At 61.2% G+C, this 998-nt stretch carries 1 protein-coding gene; it reads right to left on the minus strand.

Going from position 1 to position 998, the window contains the following annotated elements; genetic code table 11:
• Positions 1-93 precede the first annotated feature (93 nt).
• On the minus strand, positions 94-998 hold a 905-nt coding region (gene fliM, locus AC1DLB_RS30920), incomplete at its 5' end, for a flagellar motor switch protein FliM (protein ID WP_477786395.1).

A 998-nucleotide genomic window follows, 5' to 3' on the forward strand; every position in this document is an offset into this window, starting at 1 on the left:
GTGCCTGGTCGTCCTGGGCGTTCATATCGTCGTTCATCATTTGTCCTCGGCGAGCAACAATTCAGTTAAATGCGTAGGGGGTACGAGCGCCGGTCAGCGGCGCTCGATCGGCTCGATCACTTGCAACGCGAGGTTGCCTTTGTGCGAGCCCATCTTGACCTTGAAGGCCGGCACGCCGTTGGCGCGCATGATCATTTCTTCCGGCATCTCGACCGGGATCACGTCGCCGGGCTGCATGTGCAGGATGTCGCGAAGGCGCAGCTGGCGGCGGGCAACGGTGGCACCGATCGGTACGTCGACGTCCAGCACGTCCTGGCGCAAGGCGTTGATCCAGCGCTCGTCCTGATCGTCGAGGTCCGACTGGAAGCCGGCATCGAGCATCTCGCGCACCGGCTCGATCATCGAGTACGGCATGGTCACGTGCAGGTCGCCGCCACCGCCATCGAGTTCGATGTGGAACGTCGACACCACAATGGCTTCGCTCGGCCCGACGATGTTGGCCATGGCCGGGTTCACTTCCGAGTTGATGTACTCGAAGTTCACTTCCATGATCGCCTGCCAGGCTTCCTTCAAATCGACGAAAGCCTGTTCCAGCACCATGCGCACCACACGCAGTTCGGTGGGGGTGAATTCACGCCCTTCGATCTTCGCGTGACGGCCGTCGCCGCCGAAGAAGTTGTCCACCAGCTTGAACACCAGTTTGGCGTCGAGGATGAACAGCGCGGTGCCGCGCAGCGGCTTGATCTTGACCAGGTTGAGGCTGGTCGGCACGTACAGCGAGTGCACGTATTCACCGAACTTCATCACCTGCACGCCACCGACGGCAACGTCCGCCGAGCGGCGCAGCATGTTGAACATGCTGATGCGGGTGTAGCGGGCGAAACGCTCGTTGATCATTTCCAGCGTCGGCATGCGTCCACGGACGATGCGATCCTGGCTGGTCAGGTCGTAGCTTTTGACACTGCCGGGTTCGGCAGCGTTATCGGTCTGTACCAGAC

This window comes from Pseudomonas sp. 05N434 (genome assembly GCF_056396965.1).